Origin of the sequence: Ruminococcus sp. MCC718, assembly GCF_018783905.1 — a bacterium.
Lineage (GTDB): Bacteria > Bacillota > Clostridia > Lachnospirales > Lachnospiraceae > Hominisplanchenecus > Hominisplanchenecus faecis.
The window spans coordinates 45,225-65,884 of sequence record NZ_WQNP01000032.1; the positions used below are offsets into that span (position 1 = coordinate 45,225).

Annotated in this window: 15 protein-coding genes; 3 read left to right on the forward strand and 12 right to left on the reverse strand. The window is 46.4% G+C overall.

What is annotated here, in order from left to right; genetic code table 11:
• Nucleotides 1-113: 113 nt before the first annotated feature.
• Both GPK60_RS04180 and GPK60_RS04185 read right to left on the reverse strand, forming a co-directional pair.
• The gene (locus GPK60_RS04180; protein ID WP_215658908.1) at nucleotides 114-1,070 is read right to left on the reverse strand and encodes a glycosyltransferase family 2 protein; all 957 of its coding nucleotides are present in this window, start codon (nucleotides 1,068-1,070) and stop codon (nucleotides 114-116) included.
• Between the two features lie 12 nt (nucleotides 1,071-1,082).
• A complete protein-coding gene (locus GPK60_RS04185; RefSeq protein ID WP_215658909.1) occupies nucleotides 1,083-2,885 on the reverse strand; it encodes a glycosyltransferase family 2 protein in 1,803 nt (600 codons plus the stop codon).
• 407 nt (nucleotides 2,886-3,292) lie between these two features.
• Between GPK60_RS04185 and GPK60_RS04190 the strand changes: the two genes are divergently transcribed.
• Nucleotides 3,293-4,321, forward strand: coding sequence for a YfhO family protein (locus tag GPK60_RS04190; protein WP_215658910.1), 1,029 nt, complete (start codon nucleotides 3,293-3,295; stop codon nucleotides 4,319-4,321).
• A 61-nt stretch (nucleotides 4,322-4,382) separates the two neighbouring features.
• On the opposite strand, the gene GPK60_RS04195 is transcribed toward GPK60_RS04190, so the two are convergent.
• The 6 genes from GPK60_RS04195 to rfbB are packed head-to-tail and all read right to left on the reverse strand — an operon-like array spanning nucleotide 4,383 to nucleotide 13,241.
• Complete coding sequence (locus GPK60_RS04195; RefSeq protein ID WP_215658911.1) at nucleotides 4,383-7,076, reverse strand: glycosyltransferase; 2,694 nt, start codon at nucleotides 7,074-7,076, stop codon at nucleotides 4,383-4,385.
• The gene (locus tag GPK60_RS04200; protein ID WP_215658912.1) at nucleotides 7,077-9,164 is read right to left on the reverse strand and encodes a class I SAM-dependent methyltransferase; all 2,088 of its coding nucleotides are present in this window, start codon (nucleotides 9,162-9,164) and stop codon (nucleotides 7,077-7,079) included.
• Nucleotides 9,165-9,177: 13 nt separating this feature from the next.
• A complete protein-coding gene (locus GPK60_RS04205) occupies nucleotides 9,178-10,437 on the reverse strand; it encodes an ABC transporter ATP-binding protein (protein WP_215658913.1) in 1,260 nt (419 codons plus the stop codon).
• Nucleotides 10,438-10,458: 21 nt separating this feature from the next.
• The gene (locus GPK60_RS04210; protein ID WP_022119982.1) at nucleotides 10,459-11,262 is read right to left on the reverse strand and encodes an ABC transporter permease; all 804 of its coding nucleotides are present in this window, start codon (nucleotides 11,260-11,262) and stop codon (nucleotides 10,459-10,461) included.
• 15 nt (nucleotides 11,263-11,277) lie between these two features.
• Nucleotides 11,278-12,147 carry a glucose-1-phosphate thymidylyltransferase RfbA gene (rfbA, locus tag GPK60_RS04215; RefSeq protein WP_022119983.1) on the reverse strand — a complete coding sequence of 290 codons (870 nt, stop codon included), beginning with the start codon at nucleotides 12,145-12,147 and terminating at the stop codon, nucleotides 11,278-11,280.
• Nucleotides 12,148-12,161: 14 nt separating this feature from the next.
• Complete coding sequence (gene rfbB / locus GPK60_RS04220; protein ID WP_022119984.1) at nucleotides 12,162-13,241, reverse strand: dTDP-glucose 4,6-dehydratase; 1,080 nt, start codon at nucleotides 13,239-13,241, stop codon at nucleotides 12,162-12,164.
• A gap of 210 nt (nucleotides 13,242-13,451) precedes the next feature.
• On the opposite strand from rfbB, the gene GPK60_RS04225 reads away from it, so the two are divergent.
• A complete protein-coding gene (locus tag GPK60_RS04225; RefSeq protein WP_215658914.1) occupies nucleotides 13,452-14,372 on the forward strand; it encodes a sugar phosphate nucleotidyltransferase in 921 nt (306 codons plus the stop codon).
• A 196-nt stretch (nucleotides 14,373-14,568) separates the two neighbouring features.
• Complete coding sequence (locus GPK60_RS04230) at nucleotides 14,569-16,458, forward strand: lectin like domain-containing protein (protein WP_276572157.1); 1,890 nt, start codon at nucleotides 14,569-14,571, stop codon at nucleotides 16,456-16,458.
• Between the two features lie 136 nt (nucleotides 16,459-16,594).
• Here the strand turns inward: GPK60_RS04230 and nagA are convergent, their stop codons facing one another.
• The 4 genes from nagA to nagE form a co-directional block, all read right to left on the reverse strand.
• The gene (gene nagA / locus GPK60_RS04235) at nucleotides 16,595-17,698 is read right to left on the reverse strand and encodes an N-acetylglucosamine-6-phosphate deacetylase (protein WP_215658916.1); all 1,104 of its coding nucleotides are present in this window, start codon (nucleotides 17,696-17,698) and stop codon (nucleotides 16,595-16,597) included.
• The gene (nagB, locus tag GPK60_RS04240; RefSeq protein WP_022119988.1) at nucleotides 17,699-18,442 is read right to left on the reverse strand and encodes a glucosamine-6-phosphate deaminase; all 744 of its coding nucleotides are present in this window, start codon (nucleotides 18,440-18,442) and stop codon (nucleotides 17,699-17,701) included. It lies immediately after the preceding gene.
• 26 nt (nucleotides 18,443-18,468) lie between these two features.
• The gene (locus GPK60_RS04245; RefSeq protein ID WP_147632015.1) at nucleotides 18,469-19,089 is read right to left on the reverse strand and encodes a carbohydrate-binding family 9-like protein; all 621 of its coding nucleotides are present in this window, start codon (nucleotides 19,087-19,089) and stop codon (nucleotides 18,469-18,471) included.
• 96 nt (nucleotides 19,090-19,185) lie between these two features.
• The gene (gene nagE, locus GPK60_RS04250; protein ID WP_330592701.1) at nucleotides 19,186-20,658 is read right to left on the reverse strand and encodes an N-acetylglucosamine-specific PTS transporter subunit IIBC; all 1,473 of its coding nucleotides are present in this window, start codon (nucleotides 20,656-20,658) and stop codon (nucleotides 19,186-19,188) included.
• Nucleotides 20,659-20,660: the final 2 nt, after the last annotated feature.

The following is a 20,660-nucleotide window of genomic DNA, read 5'->3' on the forward strand; positions in this document are numbered from 1 at the left end:
CTGTTTGCTTGCCTTATCATAACGCATACGCCGAAAAAGGGCAATTCTTTTTTGCCCGTTTTGGCAGCGTTTTACAAATAATTTACGTTTTGTATTTCTATTTTTTATCTTTATTACATCACAAATCTTCGAACGACATTCACCCAGAGCTGCACCTGAATTCTCACATAATTCCACAGATGCCGCTTCTGAAACGGAACTTTTTTCTCTTTGTCTGACATGGCAATGCCGTTAAAAATACCGTTTGCATATTCTTTCCCAAAGCCTTTCCGGACAAAGAACAGCCACTTGACCACAAACCCGGGAATCAGAAGCGGCAGATTCAGTATGATCTGCAGAAACGGCATATTCTTATAGATCATATAAACATTGTTTCTCGAAGAATGGCGTACTTTAAACTCATTGTATCTTGATCCGCTCGTCCCGCTTCCGACATGCCATACGACTGCCCGCGGACAGTACCAGTTCTCATAGCCATAGATCTGGGCACGGTAGCCGACATCAATATCCTCAAGATAGGCAAAATGTGCCTCATCAAACCGTCCGATCTTCTCAAATACGCTTCTGCGGTACATGGAAGCTCCGCCACAGGCTGCAAACACTTTTCTCGGCTTGAGATAATCTTTCCACGGCCTGTCTTTTCCAAGTGCATATGCCCATCCAAGGGCACAGTAATAATCCCCGGCATCATCCAGTTTGTCCGGCTCGTGCATTTTGATCATTCTTGACGAGCAGGAAAAGCAGTGCGGATGCTGCCGCATCATGATCAACAGCTCCTCAATGCAGTCTTCATGCAGCTTTGTGTCATTGTTCAGAAGAAATACATAAGAAGACTCTGCTGCCCGGATTCCCGCATTGACCGCATGGCAAAAACCATAATTCCGGTCAAGTGCCAGGATCTTTACCCACGGATAATGTTCTTTTACAAACGCAAGGCTTCCGTCCGTCGAACCATTATCCACAAGGACTGTCTCATAATTTTTACAGGTCTGCTCTCTTAATGTATCCAGACAGTCCTTTAAATATCCGATTCCATTATAATTCGGTATCACTACCGTAACTTCTGCCATATGCATTCCTTCCTAACGCTTTCTCAATGTATAATTGCAGGTGTTGAGTGAGAAATTCTCGTTGTAATAAGGATCGCCCTTCGTAAGGATCTCACTCCAGTGTGCTTTCATATAGTTAATTTCACTTAAGAAACGTTTCTGTTTTTCCGGTGTGTCTTCGTAACCGCGGCTCTTGGATTCATAGTGATACAGCTCGACATTCGGCTCATAAACTACAAGATAGCCTTCTCTTCTTACCTTCAGGCAGAAATCAATGTCATTGAATGCAACGGCAAGGTCTTCGTTGAATCCGCCTGCCCCCTCCCATGCTTTGCGGTCCACCATCATGCAGGCAGCCGTCACGGCACTTAAATCCTGCTGAAGGATTGCTTTTCTAAGATAACCGCTGCGTTCTCTTGCCATACCGACAAACATCGCCCCGGCAACACCGCCGATACCGATGATCACGCCCGCATGCTGGATCGTATCATCCGGATAATACAGTTTCACTCCCACAATGCCGACCTCTTTTCGCTGACACTGTCCGATCATCCGCTCCAGCCAGTCCGGTGTGATCACCGTCACATCGTTATTCAGGCAGAGAATATAATCGCCTTTTGCAAATGTAAACCCGAAATTGTTCAGAGCAGAATAATTAAAGCCCGACTTCCAGTAAACGACCCGGATGCCGTCCCTGCCGTCAATCTCTTTGTAATAATCAAAAATCTCCTGCCCGGTGCTGTTATTCTCCACAATAATGATCTCATAATTACGATAGGTTGATTTCTCTTTGATGGAATCCAGACACTTTTTGAGTGTCTCTTTTTCATCCTTGTTCGGAATGATGATCGAGACGAGCGGTTCGCCCGTCACCTGATATTTCGCCCGGTAAAATCCAGGGAACAGCGTATCAGTCACTTCTGCCTCTTCCCCGCAGCGGCGGATGTGCTCTGTCACTGCCCGTTTTCCGGCATCGTAGGCATACTTTTTGCTGAGCGGATTGTCCGCTGTGGAAGCCTTGTGCACCCGCCAGTGGTACAGCACCTTCGGAATATGCTCGATCCCTTTTGCTTTTTCAACGCAGCGGAACAGAAACTCGTGATCCTGTGCTCCGTCAAATTCTTTTTTCTGACCGCCCACTTCCTGCACCAGTGTCTTTTTCACAACCAGCAGATGGCAGATATAATTGTTGGAACGCAGCAGATCAAGATTGAAATCCGGCTTGAAATTTGGCTGATAACGCTCGGAAAGATCACTTGTCACCTTGTCCTCATCTGTGTAAACAATCTCCGCCCCTGTTTTGCAGATCCGATCCGCCACTTCATAGAGGGCATTTTCAGAAAGCAGATCATCATGGTCAAACAGAGCAATATAATCGCCGTCCGCCAGTTCCATCGCTGCATTCGTGTTGTCTGCGATGCCCAGATTTTCCGCAAGGATCTTATATTTGATACGTTTATCAGAAAGATAACTGTCAACGATCCGTTTTGTCCCTGCGGTATCTCCACTTCCGTCTGCAATGCACAGCTGCCAGTGCGGATAGGTCTGTGCCGTCACCGATTCGATCATCTGCCGCAGAAAAACTTCCGGTGTTTTGTAAATCGGAACCACAACACTGATCAGCGGCGGATACTCCCAGATCCGTTCTCTCTGTGCTTTTCGCTCCTCATCCGTCAGAATATCATTCTTACACCACTCATTATAATCGACTTCTTCTTTTTCAAATCGCTCTGATAATCGCACTTTAAATTCCTGAAAACCATACTGCTTCAAATAAGAAAATCCCTTTTTGATCGTGTAGGGATTCAGGCTTTTTGCCAGTTTCGAAAAATCCATACGTTTCCTCTCTTACTTTTCTGCTCTTCCGGAAAGCATTTCCATCCGGGGCATTTATCTTAACTTTTTCTCTGTTTCACCTGAAAAGACTCTTTGTACACTATAGTATAGAGGAAGCTTTTCTGTCAAGTGTCGGATTTTCTCCCGCATTTTTGATTGCAGGATTTCCGGCAGATGTGATATGATGAGTCAAGGGACAAATGGACACAAAACGGATGCTTGCATACGTATTTGTGTCTATGAGGACCGCTAAAACATGAGAAAGCAGCCATTTTTTGTAAAAAAATGAGCGAATTTCGAATGTTTGCGTGATTTTGGGAGTGCAGAGCACGAAAAAATCACGTATGACTCATAAAGATTTCCAGTTATTGAGACGCTTATCATATAGAAAGGACAAAGTGAAAACGATGATTTCAGATAAAACAGATTCCAGTTCGGATAAAAACACAAAAAAAGCAAAAAACAAAGTCTTCGGACATTTGCTCTCGCTTTTTTTCGGCATACTGCTTGGCGGCCTGCTCTGCCTGCTTCTGGTTGTGGCCGCACGCCACATGGGTCTGATCTCTTTTGGAGAAGCAGATTCTTTTTACGATACCGCCGTTTCCTATTACAGTGAGCAGTTCGGCGATGCCGCTTCCGCCCAGAGTCAGGCCCCGCCCTCTTTTGCACGTTTTTATACGCGTGCGGCAGATACCTCCATCTTAAACAGCGATGTCTCCCTCGATCTGGAGCGGATCCTTCAGGAGAATGTTCTGCTGGAAGGGGAAGGATCGGAGGATGCCGATACTGCTGATTCCGACGCTGCGGATTCGGAAAGTGCGACCGCTTCCCTTGCAAAAGAGATCACCGGAAAGAAGATACGTCCGGCATCAAAACTTCAGGAAAGCTGCACCTTGGACGGCATTTCCCGAGACTTTACGGATCTTACGGTAAATCCCTCCTCTCCGGCAGCTATCCAGCTTGATACCGCCACATCAAGACTTTACCAGCGAGTTTATCTTGTTTTTGCTCTGACAGCCGATTCTGGCGGCACGCTGACCGTCTCACAGAATTCGGACATGGTATATCAGATCCCGTTTACGGCCGGCGAGAAGAAAAACGTGCAAATCGCCATTTCCATCTCGTCCGACTCGGTAAACTTTTCCTGTGAAAAGGAAAGCTGTCGGATCACAGACCTTGCACTGCTTGGCTCCGTCAAAACCATATCCGCCTACACCGGTGCTCAGATTGCTTTCGATGAGAATACCGAAAAGGACCAGATCTCCGGTACCGTGACGACAGAAAATGCCGGTTTTCTCTTTCTGCCAATCCCATACAGCAAGAATGTAAAAGCTTATGTAGACGACATCAAGACCGATGTTTTACGTGCCGATGCCTGCTTCGTCTGTGTTCCGGTCGGCTCAGGAGAACACACCTTTGCATTTTACCAGAAGTGAGCATTTTCTATAAAAAGCAGCCGGAAACCACCGGGTCTCCGACTGCTCATTTTCTGCTACTCTATTTTCGATGAAGGAATCGTTTCATCTGCTCTTTAAATGGTATTTTCGCATCCGAAATTTTCCTTGCCATTTTATAAGAAATCGTTCCTTTTGTTACTTCGATCGACGCTTTCAGTGCCGCATTCTCGTTTTTCAGTCGGTTCATCGCCGCGATGCCGCCGCTGCCGCCAACGGATGGATCGCCAAGAGCCAGTCCCTGGAAAATGAAATCCCGGTCGATCTTGTCTTCCGGCAGTTCTTTTTCCGTAAACTCCAGAAGTTCCCGGTAGAAGCTGCGGTACTCTTCGCACATCTGCTCCACCGTTTTCATCTCCATGTCATCCACGATCTCTTTCTTTGCCTGATATTCTTCCGGATGATCGATGATATGATGCAACAGCTGCATCACCTCATCCGGGCTGGCATCCGGCTTCACCAGCCAGCCGCCGCCTGTCTTTCTGATACGCTCCCCGACTGCCCCGATGTCGGTTGCAACAATCGGAATCCCATTAAGCCATGCTTCTGAGACGGTATAACTGAATGTCTCCGGCCAGATCGGCAGAATGCAGATAATATCAATCTCATTATCTTCAAGAAGCTGCGGAAGTTCCTCTTTTTTGTAAGTGGAGCTGAAGAAACAGTTCTCCTGTGAAATTTCCAGAATATTCTTATCACCGATCGCACCCAGTACAAACCAGTTGATCCCGCCTTTGTCCATCGGAATCAGCTCTCTTGCCATCAGACTTCCTTTCTGCGGAACCATTCCTCCAAGGAATGCCACATTGAGCCTTCCTCGTTTTCCGAAGCGATGATGATATTCTCCTTTGGTACTTTGATTATCCGTGTAGAACACGCCGTCATGCTTGACATAGACACGGATCTTCACCGGTCCGTCGGCAAGTTTTCTGGTACTGATACGAAGATCCAGACCGCACATCAATGCTTCTGTTGCACCAAATGCATCGACAATATCCGGTCTTGGTACTTTGTTTGCCAGAAAACAGTCCTTTTTGCCTTTGCTGTCCGTAAATTCCACATAAATCTTCGTCTCTTCGTTTGGCACGCCTTCCAGATAAGCCCAGCCTTTGATGTCATTGAGCCCCTGATCGGCTCCCGGCACACGATCCAGCTTCACGTGCAGGTGCTCGCTCTTCTGATGCTTCTCCGGTGACGGCACATGGATGATATCACGCTCCAGTTTGTCTTCTCCGTGTTCGATGACCATGCATTTTTCTTTCAGAGAAGGGAAATATTCAAGCAGAATATCCCTCGCACTTTCGGATGGGAAGATCAGTTTCCGGCAAATGGAAAGTGCCTTTTTATTTTCCCTTCTCCAGATGCGAAGATAATCAACCTGGCTTGCAATGTCTTTTTTCTGACGCAGACATTCCCGGCAGCGTTTCTGCCTCTCTTCAAAGGAAAGCTTTACATCCTCTTTCTGACAGAACTGATTTTCGTTATCCAGAAGAATGATCGTCGGGCAGGCATAATAGAAATCATGAATGGTTGCGATCACCGGGATTCCGAAACGCTCTGCCGCAAAATAAAGCTCCAGAGAAAGATCCTGCGAATGCTGGATATGCACCATATCAATGTCAAATGCCAGCAGGATCTGTTCATAGATCTTTCGCATCTTTTCATCACGGAAAACCGGAAACTTCGGTGCTTCGCCAATTTCAAATTTCAGGGAGACCACATCTTTGTCTGTGTAGATCGTCAGTCTTAAATATTCTTCATCTCTTGCCGCCACGAAGACATTGTATTCATCCCTCAGTGCCATCGTCAGCTCTTTGACATGAATCTGTGTGCCGCCGATGTTGTTGAATGCCCCTTCCTGGAAATCCAGATGCAGCAGATAGAGAATGTTCTGCTTTCCGTTGTGCAGCTTTGTATACATATTGATATTGTCGCGGATCTCCTGATCCGGATTTTCCATACAGTACCGATGGTTCATCCGCATCTGGGCAGCGTAACGGTCATTTAAGATTGCCTCATGTTCTTCAAGAAGCTTTTTCTTTTCTTCGGTGTCAAACGAAGCGGTCCCTTTATGGTATACAAAGGTGTCATCGCACATTACATGATGATAACCTGCCTGCTCTGCACGGTTGCAGAAATCATTTTCCTCCCCGTAGCCTCTGCCGAACGTTTCAGCGTCAAAAACACCGATGTCATCGATCACACTGCGTTTGATATACATACAGAAACCAACCGCAACGGTGATCCTTGGATAACGTCTGAGGCTGCACGTTTCAATCAGTCCGGCATATTCATCTACCGTGACATTTTCCGGCATCGGATTGTCCTGGCACATGACCGGAACCGAACATAAAGTAGCACTGTTTGAGAGCGGTGTCACCGTTCCGATGCTCTCCTCCCGGTATGCACAGGCGATGATCTTGTCCAGCCACCCTGCGGTAACGATTGTATCAGAATTTAAAAGAAGGACATCTCGATCCTCTGACTGTGCCATTCCTTTATTTACGTTTGCGGAGAATCCCAGATTTTTTTCATTGTGCAGTACCAGAATATGTTCCCCGGCAAAGCTATCCAGATAAGGTGCAATCCGTTCATCCGGACTGCAGTCGTTGATCAGGATCAGCCGGTGCTTCGTAAAATCTGTATGCTTTAACACACTCGGCATACAAAGCTGCAAATCATCGTAACCATTGTACACCGGTATAATAATATCTACTGCCTCTGTCCTTTTTTTCATTTATTTCCTCCAAAATGCAAGACCATTTTTTTTACCAAGCAGCCAGTTTGCACGCTCCAGTGCCTCTTCCATGGAGAGTACCGCAATCATGCCGCTGATCTTTACCTGATCCTTGTTTTCTTCCATTTTGACCAGATAAACCGGATCGGTCGTTAAAAACAGATCTCCATGCTCCACTTTTCCGGAAGCGTTGGCCGCTTTTAACTTCGCATTGGTTCCGGCATGGTCGATCCGGCAGATACATGGTTTTCCTTCCAGCGGATCAAAACGCAGTGCCTTCCAGTCCTTAAAATTTTTCAGATCAAAAGTCACGCGGAACGCTCCGTCCTGCAGAACCGTTTCCGCCTGGATTTTCTCCTCTTCCCGGAACCCGTTTCCGGTGTCCACAAAGAGCTGGCAGTTCAGCAGATCCTTCTCCTGGTGGCGTTTGCGGAACTCTTCCAGAGAAATACCGATCTCCGGGATGCTGTAGTGCAATACGCGGTTCGCTCCGACGTAGTGTTCTGCAAAATAGGTGCCCCACTTGTGGAAAGTCTCGGACATCTCCTGCGTAATCTGATATTCTTCTAAAAGCTCCTGCATCCTGCAGTCTTGTTCCAGCTGTGGATAGCTGCTGTACAGCTCATTGATGGCACGCCAGATGATAAATGCCACCGGAACCGGAAAATCAAAGATCCATTCGCAGTCAATGACACGGTATTTTCCGTCTTTTTCAAAAATATTGTCGAGGATCAGATCGATGTTCGCCGGGGCAATGCACGGCAGTTCCGGGCAGATCTGTGAAGTTCCAAAAACCTGGGCAAACTCCGTCCGCTCTCTTCCGGACATCTCCCGGCTTACGATATGACGGTTCCCAGTTGCTGCGGATTCTTTTTCACACAGCATACTGACCGTGGAAATCAAATTTTTCACTTTTTCCACGTTATGTTCATAAATGGCCTGCTTTGCCTGTTGTCCAAGGCTTTTTTCCTGAAGAAACGGTGTCACGACAGCATCGCCTTTTGCTTTCACGCCAAGGCTGCTCCAGCTTCCGTAATCTTTCTGTTTGTTCTGCATATTCTGCAGGTGACGTTTTGCCTCGTTTGTCATCGGCTGCTTGACAACCACTTTTTCTCCGTTTTGCTCTTCAATCGTGGTAGCAATGGAGAAATGACGGTCGCGGTCGGTGCTCATCTTCGCATAAAGCACTTTTTTATCAGCACGGATCTGATTTCTGCTCATCTCGATCAGAAAAGAATTGGCAAAATAATCCATTCTGCCATCCTGCTGAATCGTCTCCGCCACCTGTCCCTCCCGGAACAGTGCCATGCGGTATTTTGTGAAATTCCAGGTTGGAAGACCATATTTCTGCTCTTTTAAAGACTCATCCGTAAAGACTTCCCGCGGAAACTTGTAATCCGGATACGGATAATAAAAACGGTGATAAGAAAAACCACAGGCTTCCATCAGACGTTCCCACTCTCCTTTGGAGAATGTCCGCACGGAATGATTGTCCGGATACCCGGCAATGCCGTCAAAATAGCCGTTGGTATGATCTTCCGGTGCACCCGCAAAATACTTGAGTCCAAAGCGGTTCTCAATTGCAATCAACAGGATCCCCTCCGGCTTGAGCAGCCGTTTGATATTCTTAAGAAACGTCTCGCACGGCTGATCCCCCTCGGTAAAGCCCGGTGCATACTCAAACACGCCGTTGAGCACGATGTAATCAAACTGCTCACCGAACACCATATCATTTAAATTGCCGACCCAGATCTCCAGATTCGGCACACGCTCATGCCTTGCCATGTTGATGTCCGCTCTCTGCTTGGAAAGCTCCACCGACACGACCTTTTTCATCCGCTCACAGAGCAGGCCGCTGATCGCCCCGCAGCCGGAGCCAATCTCCAGACAGGTCGCATCCTCCTGAAACGGATACCAGTTCAGGATGTTCTCGCGGACTCTGGAAAGATGGTAAAGTACCGGAAACGGAACATTCTCCATACTCTCGTAACTGCCCTGTGTTTTGACGATCTTCAGTATTTCCTTTTCAATATCTCCGTCGGAGTAAAAATTCTCTCCGCTGTAATAATCCAGATTAAACTTTGCCATAATTCCCCCCGCTTCAGGATAGTGTTACTTTTGAATTCATATCGTAATAACCGACGGTATTGCGGTCTGAGATCACCGTCAGGCTGCATACATCATACAATCTGTGAAATACCACAAACTCTCCGTTGCGGTAACCGGTACATCCAAGAGAAATCAGATATTCTCCGCCCTGCAGATCCAGTTTCTGCGTGAAGGTGATCTCCTGACTCTCGCCCTCTTTTTTACCTTTGACATCTGCCTTTTCATACATGGTGTTCGTTCCGGTAATCTCAATCCCCTGCAGATTCTTGATCGTAAACGCATAGATCGGCTCTTTGATCTCCTCGTGGAAATCCACCTTCATGCGAACAGAAAAGGTGTTGCCCTTCATCAGGGTATTGGTGATCAGCCCTTTGTCATCGAGGATCGCATAGTCTGTGATCTCCGCAATCTTCTCTCCATACTCGATCAGCTTCGGATTGACCACGACCGAATCCTTCCAGTTTGCACTGACATCCTCGACATCGTTCATCCGGCTGTCTGTCTCCAGTTCAGACGGATCAAACTGATGCACCAGAACCTTCTTATAAATATCAACCGCTTCTTTCGGCGTTCCCTCAAAGATCTTCTCGCCCTGGTTGAGCAGGATCGCACGGTCACAGTATTTTGTGATGCTTCCAAGATCGTGGCTGACAAACAGGATCGTCTTGCCTTCTTTTTTGAAATCCTCAAATTTGCGGTAACATTTTGCCTGAAAAAAAACGTCTCCGACCGACAGTGCCTCATCCACGATCAGGATCTCCGGATCGATATTGATGGCAACGGCAAATGCCAGCCGCACAAACATACCGCTTGAGTACGATTTGACCGGCTGATTAACAAAATCACCGATGTCCGCAAACTCCAGAATATTGTCCAGTCGCTCATCGATCTCTTCTTTTGTAAATCCAAGCATCGTTCCGTTCAGATAGACATTCTCGATCCCGGTGTATTCCATGTTGAATCCGGCTCCAAGCTCCAGAAGTGCCGAGATACGTCCATCCACGTTCACTTCGCCTCCGGTCGGATTCAGAACACCGGTGATGATCTTCAGAATCGTCGATTTACCGGAACCGTTCGTCCCGATGATGCCGACCGTCTCGCCTTTTCTGATCTCAAAATTAACATGTTTCAACGCATAATGCTCCCTCGCATCCACATGAAATCCAAGCGTCTCCTTCAGACGGTCAGACGGTTTGTTATATAATTTATATACTTTACTCAGGTCTTTTACCTGAATTGCCATTTCACTCATAGATTTCGATTCCTCATAAATTTACAGAACATCCGCAAAATGTATCTTTAACTTCCGGAACAGTCTCGTGCCGATCAGCCAGAACACCAGAGTAAATGCCCAGAAATACAGAGTCATGCCCGGACGCTGCCAGAACCATATCTTGTAAATAAAGGCATCACGATATCCCTGGACAATATAAAACATCGGATTTAATTTCAAGATGGACGCAAGGATGCCGGTAATGCCGAGATCCTCCATCGACCACATGATCGGAGTCATCCAGACTCCCACCTGAAGTGCAATGTTGATCACCTGTGTCAGGTCACGAAAAAAGACAACGACCGAACTGGTCATATAAGTGATCCCGAGCACGAGCACAAAGATACAAAACGTATAATAAATCACCTGGATCGTATAAACAGTCGGATAACATCCCATCGCCGTGTACAGGATCAGAGCAACCAGAATAAAAAACAGGTGTACAAAAACAGCGGACACAACTTTGACCATCGGCAGGATATCAATCCGAAATACCACCTTTTTGACCAGATAATTGTATTCCAGCAGTGCATTCGTTCCGTTGATCAGTCCGTCCTGAAAAAAGAACCAGGGAATCAGTCCGGCGATCAGCCACAGCACGAACGGTACCGGTCTTGGTGATGAACTCCTTATCATACCAAAAACAAACCAGTAAACCATGACCGTCACAACCGGCTGTACAAACGCCCAGACGATCCCCAGGTAGGAACCGGCGTATTTCTTTTTAAAATCATTTTTCGCAAGCTGAAAAATCAGTGTTCTGCCCGCAAAAAGCTCTGCGGGCAGTGACCGGGTTTCTTTCATAGATTCCTTTTCCTCCTAAAGTCCCTCTGCAATTTCCAGTAAATACCGGCCATATGCAGTCTTCAGCAGAGGCTGTGCCAGCTCAACGAGCTGTTCTTTTGTGATAAATCCTCTCTTATATGCAATTTCTTCGATGCAGGAAATATAAAGTCCCTGTCTCTTCTGGAAGGCAGCTACGAAATCTGCCGCATCGAGCAGTGCATCGTGTGTGCCGGTATCCAGCCATGCAAAACCTCTGCCAAGTGTCTCCACCTTCAGGGTTCCTCTCCTTAAATATTCATTGTTGATACTGGTGATCTCGATCTCACCGCGTGCGGAAGGTTTGACATTCTTTGCGATCTCTACCACATCATTATCATAGAAATACAGTCCCGGAACAGCGTAGTTGGACTTCGGATGCTCCGGTTTCTCCTCGATGGAGAGTGCCTTTCCGTTCTCATCAAACTCTACGACACCATATTCTCTCGGGTCACGCACATAATATCCGAAAATAGTCGCTCCCTTTTCAATCTTGGCTGCACGCATCAGAACCTGTGAAAAGCTCTGTCCGTAGAAAATATTGTCACCGAGCACCAGTGCCACACTGTCATCTCCGATGAAATCGGCTCCGATAATAAACGCATCTGCCAGTCCCCGAGGTTTGTCCTGAACAGCATAAGACATCTGAAGCCCCAGCTGCTCACCGGTGCCAAACAATTCTTTAAATACCGGAAGATCACGCTCTGTAGAGATGATCAGGATCTCTCGGATCCCTGCCAGCATCAGTGTGGACAACGGATAGTAGATCATCGGCTTATCATAAACCGGCATGATCTGTTTTGAAATCGCTTTGGTCAGCGGGTACAGTCTGGTACCGGAACCGCCTGCTAAAATAATCCCCTTCATATATCGATCCTTTCTTATTTGCGGTACATCTCTTCGTAATATTTCTGATAGTCACCGCTTGTCACATTTGCCATCCAGTCTTCGTGTTCAAAATACCATTTGATTGTTTTCTTGATGCCTTCTGCAAACATCGTCTCCGGATACCAGCCAATCTCAGCTTTGATCTTGTCCGGTGCGATCGCATATCTGCGGTCATGGCCCTTGCGGTCTTCCACATAAGTGATCAGTTCTTCATTGATATGTGCTTTTCTCGGGTCTTCGTCCGGAAGCATCTCGTTTAACGTATCGAGAATGATATGGATGATCTCGATGTTCTGTTTTTCGTTGTGTCCGCCGATGTTGTATGTCTCAAACAGACGACCCTGTTCCTGAACCATATCAATGCCCTTTGCATGGTCTTCCACATACAGCCAGTCACGCACATTTTTGCCGTCGCCGTAGACCGGAAGCTTTCTGCCGTTTAATGCATTGTTGATGATCAGTGGGATCAGCTTCTCCGGGAACTGATACGGTCCGTAGTTGTTGCTGCAGTTTGTGATATTTGCCGGGAATTTGTAAGTATCCATATAGGCTTTTACCAGCATATCCGAAGATGCCTTGCTTGCAGAATACGGGCTGTGAGGATCATAAGGTGTCGTCTCGTAGAAATATTCCCCCTCGTTCTCCAGAGAACCGTAAACTTCATCCGTGGATACATGTAAAAATTTCTTGTCTGCCTTGAATGTGCCGTCCTCAAGCTCCCAGGCTGCCTTTGCCGCATTGAGCATGACCAGAGTACCAAGCACGTTTGTCTTTACAAAAACTTCCGGGTTGCGGATGCTTCGGTCTACATGGCTCTCTGCTGCGAAATGAACCACACGGTCAATGTCATTTTCATCGAAGATCTTGTTGATCGCCTCGCTGTCGCAGATATCTGCTCTTACAAATGTATAATTGTCACGATTCTCCACATCTCTTAAATTTTCCAGATTGCCTGCGTAAGTCAGCTTGTCAACGTTGATAATACGGATGTCATCCCCGTATTTTTTAAACATATAGTGAATATAATTAGAACCAATAAAACCGGCACCTCCGGTTACAAGATAAGTTCTCATGTTCTTTTTTACCTCCATCAGTCAGTTCGTTTCTCTTATTTTTCCATACGGATTCTTTATATTATACCATCTGGGGCAACAATATTCAACCGAAAAACTCCTTTTGGCAAAGCTTCCAATAAAGCCTTGCTTTTTCCTTTGCTTTTCAGACATTCTATGATATAATATAGCCACTGTTATCGTAAAAAAGACTTGAGAGGAGCATTATTTATGAAAGAAACAACACTTGTTATCCTGGCAGCAGGCATCGGAAGCCGTTTTGGCGGCGGCATCAAACAGCTGGCACCGGTCGGACCTTCCGGTGAGATCATCATGGACTATTCTATCTATGATGCCTTAAAGGCAGGATTCAATAAAATCTTATTTATCATCCGCAAGGATATCGAAGAGGACTTCAGACGCATCATCGGGGATCGCATCTCTGAAATTGCAGACGTATCTTATGCCTTTCAGGATCTGTCCGCTCTGCCGGATGGTTTTTCCGTTCCGGACGGCCGCACCAAACCATGGGGCACCGGCCAGGCTCTTCTGTGCTGCAAGGGCGTGATCGACACACCGTTTGCTGTCATCAATGCAGACGATTACTATGGAAAAGAAGGTTTTAAAAAAGTGCATGATTTCCTGGTAGAGGAACACAGCCAGGATGACCTGCTGCATTTTTGCATGGCAGGCTTTATCCTCGGAAATACCTTAAGTGAGAACGGCGGCGTCACACGCGGCATCTGTCAGGTAGATGACAGAGAACTTTTAACTTCCATCGTTGAGACCCACGATATCACCAAAACAGCAGACGGTGCCGGTGTTCCGGATGGAAACGGCGGTTTTGCACCGCTTGATACAAACAGTCATGTTTCCATGAATATGTGGGGATTTACACCGGAAATCCTCGATTATCTGGATCAGGATTTCGCAGCGTTCCTTTCTGCACAGAAAGAAGGCGATCTCAAATGCGAATATCTGATCCCGACCGTTGTCGATGACATGCTGAAAAAACAACTTGCTGATGTGCAGGTACTGGAGACACGTGACCGCTGGTTCGGTGTCACTTACGCCGAGGACAAGGCTTATGTCACAGACTCCATCCAGGCACTCGTAAAAGGAGGGATCTACCCTGAAAAACTCTTCCAATAAACGGGCTTCTCTTTTCCTGCATGGATTTCTGCTTACCCTTGGCATCACATTTGCCCCGGTCAGCGTCCACGCCGGGGAAGCTCTCCTACACCCACAACTTCCGGCTGTTCCGGTTTATGAATTTCTCTCCGATACTTCAGCGGAAGGTGATCTGCAGACAGATACTCTGGAAAACAACGCAAAAAGAGCGACGGTACTGCCCTCCAGATACAATGCGGCAGAGCACGATCTGGTGACACCGGTCAAAGATCAGAATCCCTACGGAACCTGCTGGGCATTCTCCGCCCTTTCCGCCTGCGAGACGAGCATGATCAGAAAAGGACTGCAAGATACCAGCTTTGATCTGTCCGAATTCCATTTCGCCTACTTTTTCTTTCACACTCAGGAAGACGCTCTTGGTGGTACCGCCGGTGACTGTACCCTCCTTGCAGACCCAGATTACATGGATGTCGGCGGTACAGATGCCTGTACAATGTTTGCACTCTCCAAATGGACCGGAGCTGCTGCGGAATCCCTTGCCTCTTATCCATATGAACAGCTTTATACCCCATCTTCCAGCCTGGCTTACCAGGATGTCGGCCACCTTCAGAATGTCCGCTATGTAAACGGTTCTGACACTGCCAGTATCAAACGTCTGATCCTGCAGTACGGTTCGGTATCCGCCCCGCTCTGTGTAAACCTGAAAAAATATTATTCAAAGTCTACCGGTGCTTATTACTGCAACAACAACACCGGAACAAACCATCAGCTCACGATCGTCGGCTGGGATGATGATTATTCGACGGCAAATTTCACAAGTGGCATACGTCCGAGCAAAAAAGGTGCCTGGATTGCAAAAAACAGCTACGGCGAAGATTTCGGCAATGATGGCTATATTTATATTTCCTATCAGGACAACAGCCTGAACCACCAGAAGAAATCAACCGCTGATTCGGATTCTCTGGTATTCGCCTATGATATGGAAAACAGCGATAATTATTCCCATAATTATCAATATGACGGTTCCGCTTCCTGTACATACATGCCAATCCCATCCGGAAGTTCCCTTTCCAATGTTTTTACTGTAAGTGGAAATCCGAACGGACAGGAAAAATTGAAATCCGTTTCCTTTGCCCTGGCATCCGAAAATATCCAGTATGCGATCCAGATCTACAAAAATCCAACAGCCGGTGACCCAACAAGCGGCATCGCAGTCCTCGACCGTGCACAGAGCGGCGTGACCACTTACTGCGGTTATTATACGATTCCTTTAAATACAGAGATCGTCTTCAATCAGGGTGACCGATTTTCCGTTGTGATCTCCTTTGCATCGCCGACCAACCAGACACTGTATGCCTTTATCGACAAAAGCAGCTCTCTGGAATCCCTGCATTTCGTTTCCAGTGCTGAGATTGGCCAGAGCTACTACCGCACAAAAGCCAATGGCTGGATGGATATCAGTTATCAGCAGATCAATAACCGCATCAAAGCATTTACGGAAAATACAACGGAAGCTGCCACCGAGATTCTGGCAAATGTCTCTGCTCTTCCAAAATCCTCAATCCGCAAGATAAAAAGCAGTCGCTGCTCTTCTTTACGGCTTTCCTGGAATGCGGTACAGTATGCAGACGGCTATCAGATTTTCCGCAGCACTTCCAGAAAGAAAGGCTACACACTGATCGCTGACACAAAAAAGACTTCTTATTCCGACAATACTGTCGTTCCCGGCAGGAAATACTACTACCGGATACGTGCCTATGCCAGAAGCCGCTACAACGATATTGTATACAGTCCTTATTCCCAGGTGAAAAATCAGACACTGAAGCCGGAAAAAGCACAGATACGCTCCCCGAAAAAAAAGAGCAGCAAAACCTACCTTCTGAGCTGGAGAAAAGTCCCCGGTGCTGATGGCTATGAAGTTTTCCGGCAGATTTCCGGCAAAAAATGGGAACTGTTCAAACGTATCAAACGAACCGGCACCCTGAAACTGAAACTTTCTCTCGCTTCAAAAAAAGACTGCTTCTACCGGGTACGTGCCTATAAAAAAACAGCTAAGGAAAACATTTACGGTTCTTTCTCAAAAAAAGTAAAAATTTCTGCAAAATAAAGCCGAAAACAAAAGCCTCCGCCCATCCTATGATGAGCGGAGGCTTTTTCTATCTTATCCTTTTCACACACTCCTACAGAATGGATTTCCCAGGTCCATCCTGCATCTCTGTAATTATCTCTAATTACAATACTTATTAAAACACTTGCTTTAAATGATACTCGTCATCTACCAGCAGCATATCGGCCTCTTTTCCGACACTGATAGAACCGACTCTGTCATAGACACCTATGCTCTTTGCCGGATTTCTTGTTGCTGCAAAAATCGCATCTGCTTCCGGAATATCGAAAGACATTGCAATCTTCATGCAGTCGTACAGGCAGGTTGCGGATCCTGCGATGGTTCCGTCTGCCAGTGTTGCTTTACGGTCTTTCATAAATACTTTCTGACCGCCCAGTTCATATTCTCCATTTTCCATACCGCATGCCATCATGGAATCACTGATCAGAACGATACGTTCCGGTCCGAACATACGGAATGCTGCACGGATCGCACTGCCATGAATGTGCAGACCATCACTGATCAGCTCGGCATATACATGATCGTTGTCTGCAGCTGCTCCGATAACACCCGGTGCTCTGTGATTTAATGGCGGCATTGCATTGTACAGATGTGTTACATGATCTGCACCGGCCTCAAATGCTGCCTTTGCAGTATCATAATCTGCGGTTGTATGTCCAACAGAAATATGCACTTCATCTTTGAGTTCCTTAATAAATTCTACGGAACCTTCCATCTCCGGTGCCAGAGTCACCAGTTTGATCAGTCCGCCGCTTGCCTGCTGGCATGCACGGAACGTCTCTGCGGACGGTGCCTGAATATAAGCACCATTCTGTGCTCCCTTTTTCTCCGGTGCGATAAATGGTCCTTCCATATTGATACCAATGACACGTGCTCCGTCTGCGATGCCGTCTGCTTCTTTTGCGGTCGCAAAAATATCAACCAGCATCTCTTTGGAAAGTGTCATGGATGTCGGGCAGTAAGAAGTGATACCATGTGCTTTTTCAAAACGTAAAATCTCTTTTACGCCTTCTACGTCGCAGTCACAGAAATCATGACCGCATGCACCATGGCTGTGTACATCCACAAGACCAGGAATCAGTTTGTATCCGTTTGCGTCTACCACCGTCTTATCGCTTACTTCTGCTTCCGTTGCCACGATCTTATGATCTTCTACAAAAACATCTTTTACCTGAAATGTTCCGTCTTCACAAAAAACGGATGCACCTTTAATGATCATTTAGATCACTCCCTTCTCTCTGCACAGGGACAGTGCTTCTTCATCTGCAATTACGATCACATCGTTGTGAAGCTGCAGTACAGAAGCCGGTACGCCAGGTACGATCGGTCCGAAGAAGGATTCATAAACTGCCTTTGCTTTGTTCTTTCCGCTTGCCAGCAGCAGAACTTTCTTGGCTGACATGATGTTCTTGATACCCATGGTGTATGCATATTTCGGCACATCATCCATAGTTTCAAAAAATCTTGCGTTTGCTTTGATGGTATCTTCTTTCAGTGCTACACAGTGTGTCAGGCTCTCGAAAGCTGAACCCGGCTCGTTAAATCCGATGTGTCCGTTTCCGCCGATACCAAGCAGCTGCAGGTCGATGCCGCCAACGCTGTCGATGATCGCATTATATTTTGCACATGCAACTTTGCTGTCCGGTTCTGTTCCATCCGGTACAAAGGTACGTGCCTTGTCGATATTTACATGATCAAACAGATTTTTGTTCATGAAATAACGGTAGCTCTGATCATTGTCTCCGGAAAGTCCTTTGTATTCGTCCAGGTTTACAGAAGTTACCTGTGAAAAATCGATGTCACCTTTGTTGTACCATTCAACCAGCTGTTCGTATGCACCTACCGGTGTAGAACCTGTTGCCAGACCTAAAACAGCGTTCGGTTTCATGATAACCTGGGCAGAAATAATATTTGCTGCCTTTCTGCTCATATCCTTATAATCTTTTGCCTGATATAAAACCATATTCCTCTTCCTTTCTGATTTCAGGTTTATTCCACTTCCGCTTTTGCAAAAAAGACCGGAAGATGGAAGTTTGGCTTCTCACTGTCAATTGGTGAAAAGCTGATATAATGTTCAACAGCCGGATCTTCTGAAATTTTATAGAAATTACAGTATATCTCCTTGCCGCTGCCATCCGGTAAATAATCGCAGACTTCCTTCAGAAACTTCTCCGGAATGAGCAGGCTCATTGTCCAGTGATCCTTTTCAATCACGGAATTTACGCCTGTTTCCTTATAAACTTCATCGGAAAGGAACTGTCTTCCCTGTCTGCCAAAGCCATATTTTGCATACATGGCTCCGTTTGCATTCACTTCAAAGTTCAGATACATATCATTGTTGGTAAGTTCCTTTCCTTTTTCTGCGAATGCCAGAAACACTTCCACTGCACTGTCTTTGCAGACCATTTCGTGATGCTCTGTGCATCTTGCAAGCGGATCATGCTCCTCTGTGCAAATCTGCACATAGAGTCCTTCCCCCTTCAGATACCCCATATAACCACAGGCTTTCGGAGGTGTGATCGCATGATGCCACTGCACATGGTCAATCTCAAAACGATTGCAGTTCACAATCTCTTCTTTCGAAGAAATCGTCTTAATCTTATATTCCAATGTATGTCCTCCTTCTAACGGCACGAGTACCAAAAGGGGGACACCCACTACGGCGTCCCCCTTGCAGGTCAGATTTCAGACCATTATATCAAGCTATTATTTGCACAGTTTCTTGAACTCATCAGCTACGAACTGAACCTGAGTTCCGATGATAACCTGTACACTTGTTTTGCCTGGGCGAATCACACCAGCTGCTCCAGCTGCTTTGATTGCTTTTTCGTTTACTTTTGTAGTATCTTTCACTTCCAGACGAAGTCTTGTGATGCAGTTGTCGATAGAAGTAATGTTTTCTTTACCGCCGCATCCAGCCAGAACTGCTTTTGCAACTTCTGTGTAGTTGTTGTTAGACAGTTTGATGCTCTTTTCAGCTTCGTCAATATCATCATCTTCACGTCCCGGTGTTTTCAGGTCGAATTTTGTGATTGCAAAACGGAATACTACGTAGAATACTACAAATGCTGCAATACCCAGAGGGATGATCAGCCATGTCTTAGCTGCTGCCGGAAGGGAAGCAGAGAAGACCAGGTCAGTTAAACCAGCGGAGAAACTGAATCCGGCTCTGAATCCAAGTACAACTGTGATTACTGTGAAGATAGCGTACAGCAGAGCGTATACTACATACAGTCCAGGAGCCAGGAACATGAAACCAAATTCGAACGGCTCAGTTACACCACAAACAAATGCTGCGATTGCTGCGGAAGAAAGAAGACCGATTGCAACTTTTTTCTTGTTTGATTTTGCTGTATGAACCATAGCCAGAGCAGCACCCGGGATACCAAACATCATACATGGGAAGAATCCTGACATGTACATACCAAGGCTCCATGAAACATCTGCAGATGTTTCACCAGCCCAGAAGTGAGACAGGTCACCAAGACCGATGGTATCAAACCAGAATACGTTGTTCAGTGCGTGATGCAGACCGAACGGGATCAGCAGACGGTTGAAGAATGCGTAGATACCAGCACCTACAGCTCCCATCTTTGCGATACCTTCGCCCAGTGCAACCAGAACGCCAAACAGTACCGGCCATACGAACAGCAGAACTACGGATACAACGATAGAAACAACACCTGCTACGATAGCTACGCAACGTTTGCCGCTGAAGAATGACAGCCAATCCGGCAGCTTTGTTCCTTTGAATTTATTGTAGCAGGAAGAACCGATCACACCGGCGATGATACCGATGAACGGGTTCGCAATTTTGCTGAATGCAATGTAAGCAGTTGTACCTTCTTCAAGAGTTTTGATAACAGATACAGCACCTACAGACAGCAGAGTTGTCAGCATCAGCCAAGAAGCCAGAGCTGCAAGTCCACCTGTACCGTCGTTGTCTTCAGACATACCAACACCGATACCGATTGCAAACAGGATAGCCATGTTATCAATCAGGGCTCCACCTGCTTTAACTAAATAGAAACCAATCTGCTGTACAATACCTACTACGTCACCACCCTGCATGGTAGATGGGCAAAGAGCATATCCAAGACCCATCAGGATACCACAGATAGGAAGGCAAGCAACAGGTAACATCAAAGCTTTACCTAATTTCTGTAAGAATTTCATCATAA